The 3,903-nt window shown below is 34.4% G+C and carries 4 protein-coding genes; all 4 read right to left on the reverse strand.

What is annotated here, in order from left to right:
* A partial coding sequence (locus V7149_RS23180; protein ID WP_335347942.1) for a DUF4822 domain-containing protein occupies window positions 1-369 on the reverse strand: 369 nt, incomplete at its 3' end.
* Between the two features lie 107 nt (window positions 370-476).
* Entirely contained in the window at window positions 477-1,184 is a 708-nt protein-coding gene (locus tag V7149_RS23185; protein WP_438824147.1) for an ankyrin repeat domain-containing protein, read from the reverse strand.
* A gap of 227 nt (window positions 1,185-1,411) precedes the next feature.
* Window positions 1,412-2,098: a response regulator transcription factor gene (locus V7149_RS23190; protein WP_335347943.1), complete on the reverse strand. Its 687-nt coding sequence runs from the start codon at window positions 2,096-2,098 to the stop codon at window positions 1,412-1,414.
* Window positions 2,095-3,543, reverse strand: a complete 1,449-nt coding sequence (locus V7149_RS23195; RefSeq protein ID WP_335347944.1) for a sensor histidine kinase — start codon at window positions 3,541-3,543, stop codon at window positions 2,095-2,097. The genes V7149_RS23190 and V7149_RS23195 overlap by 4 nt, the downstream gene beginning before the upstream one ends.
* Window positions 3,544-3,903: the final 360 nt, after the last annotated feature.

A 3,903-nucleotide genomic window follows, 5' to 3' on the forward strand; every position in this document is an offset into this window, starting at 1 on the left:
CTTCTTCCCATCATTGGTGATAAAGAATGTTCCTTTATCGCCACGACTTTCACCTGTCTTAGCATCAAAAAATTCATATCTTCCTGATTTTACATCATATTTCGCAAGACCAATAAAATTTGAGTTCTCTTTTGTTAAGTCATTATTATCTTTGTCATACACTCTTGTACCTTGCCAATTTGTACTGCTAAGAATGTTAGCTATTTCCTGTCCTTTGGTTAACTTATTTTCCTTTTTAGTCTCTTTAACAGCTTGTTCTTGCTTTTGTTTACTATTATTTTCTTTGGCGTCGGCACTAGCACTGCACCCTGTTAATACTAATGTGAATCCGAGCAGTATTGATGAAATTGCTTTTGCTTTTTTGTTCATTTCTATCGTCTCCTCATTTTATGATTGTAGTGTAATATACATTATTGCCTATTATTTATATTAGTTTTAGGGTTTCGATTGTACTGAGGGGGAGCTTATCAAACTGGCTATTTTGCTCCTGCTTTTAACAAAATTTGTTCAATTTCTTTAAACTCTTTCTCACGTGCATGTTGCAAAGGAGTTATATTATTTCTATCCGGAATGTTCACATCCGCCCCGTGATCGATTAGCAACTGTATGGCTTGCTGTTGTCTTTCACCACCGTTATTTAACACGATTGCTTCCATTAATGCGGTCCAACCGAGATCATTTACATGATTTACATCAATATCAGTCTTTGAGAGAATTTCCTTGATGGCATCTATATGACCATGTTCTGAAGCAGGAATCAATGCAGTTCCTCCATAACGGTTAATCATCGCCGGATCCGCCCCTGCTTCGATCGTAAGCTTAAGAATTTCAACATATCCTTCTGCACCGGCATATAAGAAAGGATTGTTTTTCATGTTATCTTGAATGTTGACGTTAGCCCCCGCTTTAATCAAGACTTTAGCGGTTTCGACATCATTATTATAAGTTGCAATCATAGTAGCAGTTCGTCCTTCTGAGTCCTTTGTATTTATATCCACACCTTCGTCAATCAATCTCTTTATTGTTTCTGTTTCCTTTCGTTCTGCAGCTTGAATTAATTGTTCATTCATATCTATTTCTACCCTTACCTCTTTTTCCTGTTTATTTGGTTCAGCATCATTATCTGAGACACATCCCTGAAGGAGGCCAATACCTCCAATAACTATTGTTATCAACCTCCACATCAAATTCACCTGCCTATCGTTCATTATTATTTTTGGCTATAAACTGTAAATAAAAGACTCAGATCCACTCAATGAACTTAGTTACTACTTCTAGTATGTTAGTGCACAATTATAAACTCCCTCTAAATAAATTCTTAAAAAAAGATAAACTTATTCTTAAAATTTCTTCATGTAAAAAAAAAAAATAACCGTCACTTTTGTGACGGGTCTAAAACACTTTATTTAATTTAAACATTGAATCGATATCCGGCTCCCCAAACGGTTTCCAAGAATTTCGGCTGTGCAGGGTCTCGTTCAATTTTTCCACGTATTTTCCTGATATGAACTGTGACCGTTGAAACATCTGCAGCTGACTCCAGCCCCCAAATCTTTTCATAAAGCTGCTCTTTGCTTAATACTTGGTTTGGGTGCATTACAAAAAATACGAACAAATCAAATTCCTTTGTCGTAAACGGAACTTCTTCTCCGTTAATATTTACTTTGCGTGCTGACTTATCAATGGATATTCCATGGACGAAAATCGTATTTGAATTGGATTGATTCCCTGCTAACCGTTCATAGCGCGCTAAATGTGCTTTCACTCTAGCAACCAGTTCGCTTGGACTAAAAGGCTTAGTAATATAATCGTCTGCTCCTAATCCAAGACCTCGAATTTTATCGTTATCTTCCTTTTTAGCGGATACAAGCAATATAGGAATGTTTTTAACAGCCCGTATTAGTTTGCATATTTCAAATCCATTTAATCCTGGGAGCATAATGTCCAGGATGATTAAATCATAATTTCCTTTAAGCGCATGATGAAGCCCTGCATCACCAGTATGTTGAATATCGACACGAAAATTATTTATTTCTAAATAATCTCTTTGCAATTCTGCAATGCTAATATCATCTTCGATAAGTAATATTTCTTTCACATTTTTTCACCTCTCTTTAGGGAAAAGAATACACTTGTACCTATGCCTATCTCGCTAGAAACCCAGATTTCCCCTCCATGCTCCCCAATAATTTGTTTTGCGATCGCAAGTCCTAAACCACTTCCGCCAGTCTGAGAATTTCTCGATTGTTCCGCACGATAAAAACGATCAAAAATATATGGTAAAGCAGAAGGTTCTATTCCTTGCCCATTATCCGTTACTTGTACAACTACATCATATAATTGTTCATGGAGAGAAATAGAGATGTTCTTTTTGTCTTTGTTCATATATTTCAGACAATTGCTCATTAAGTTGGCTAATACTCGTTTTAATTTCTCCCTATCCGCTGTCACGTAAATAGGTTTATTCAAAAGATGAAACTCAATATGAATACCTTGCTCAAGTAAATCCAGTTTAAGTTCTTCTAAGTAGTCTCTCATATATTTATCAAGTTCGACTGTTTCAAAATTGAATGGTTCCTTTTTTAAATCTAGCTTAGAAAATAAGAACAGCTCATCAATCAATGAATCCATATCTTTTGCTTTTAAGTACACTGTCGATAAATACTTTTCCATTTTTTGAGGAGTATTTGCTACACCATCTTTAATCCCCTCAACATATCCAATAATCGAAGTAATAGGTGTCTTTAAATCATGTGAAATATTAGACAGAAGCTCTTTTCGATTTTCTTCATACTGAAGCTGCAGATTAACGGATTCTTTTAATTTTATTCTCATTTCCTCAAACGCCCTATTTAACTGCCCGATTTCATCATTCGAAATGGCCTTGATTTCAAAATTTAAATCTCCTGATTTTATTCTTTCTGCACCTACTTTAAGAATTGAGATAGGCCTAATAATGCTTCGTGAAACTAAATAGTTCAATACACCAATAATCATAATAAACAGAAACAGCAAAAGTCCGGATAAAATTGGAAACAATTCTCGAATGAGCTCAGCATAGGAACTTGCCTTTCTTAATACGAAAATACTTCCTTCACTTTTATCCGGAAAATAAAAATCAAACTTCACATACGTAAAAAAATTGTCGTTGATTCTAATCGTATCTCGCGTATTGATGTTTGTTTCTTCAAACCCGGGAAGGGATTTAACCAATGCCTGTTTGTCAAGAGCAGGGGAAGCGTACTCGACTTTTGTGCCCTTTCTAACAACAATCTCGATATCCTCCTGCTCAATCCCCTTGATCTCATTTTCATTTAGGAGCTGTTTAGGATTTTTTTTAGCAAAAAGCTTTAAATCGAGAAACACACTTTCTTCTACTGTTGTCAAAGGTTTTTGTACATACGTTTTTTTGTAAAGATGTTCTATAGATTTTACATCACCTGTAATGGCAAAAATAATTAAAAAACCAGCTGTCAATAATAAAGTGATAGAAAAAAGGATCACCCCAACATAAGACAACAGAAACCTCATTTTAATTGACATCTCTTTCACTCACTCTGTTATAAAATTTTCACTAGATCATTCCTTATTCTTAGCATGCAAGATACTTTTGTAAACCACACTATCCAGATTAAAGAAGCTCATTTTTCTAAAATATTTAAAGAACTATATCACACAAATCTTAAAACTTTCTAAAATATGTATGAAATATTTCTAAACACCTTTTAATAAGTGATGCTTTATTCTGTAGAGTAGTAATTCCCATTGAGTTGTAGATAAACCAACGTGGGGTATCGTCTTGAACTATGAATTTACAACTTTTAGGGAATTTAAATTTAAAAAACCTAATTTCTCAAAATTAATATTGAGAAATTAGGCTTTTTTCGTTGCACTATTAAAGCG

The sequence above is a fragment of the Bacillus sp. JJ1503 genome (genome assembly GCF_036965125.1).
GTDB lineage: Bacteria > Bacillota > Bacilli > Bacillales > Cytobacillaceae > Cytobacillus.

What these genes read in the sequence shown, in the direction of transcription:
- V7149_RS23185 (WP_438824147.1), bottom strand. Translation starts at nt 1,184, where the DNA reads ATGTGGAGGTTGATAACAATAGTTATTGGAGGTATTGGCCTCCTTCAG.
- V7149_RS23195 (WP_335347944.1), bottom strand. Translation starts at nt 3,543, where the DNA reads ATGTCAATTAAAATGAGGTTTCTGTTGTCTTATGTTGGGGTGATCCTT.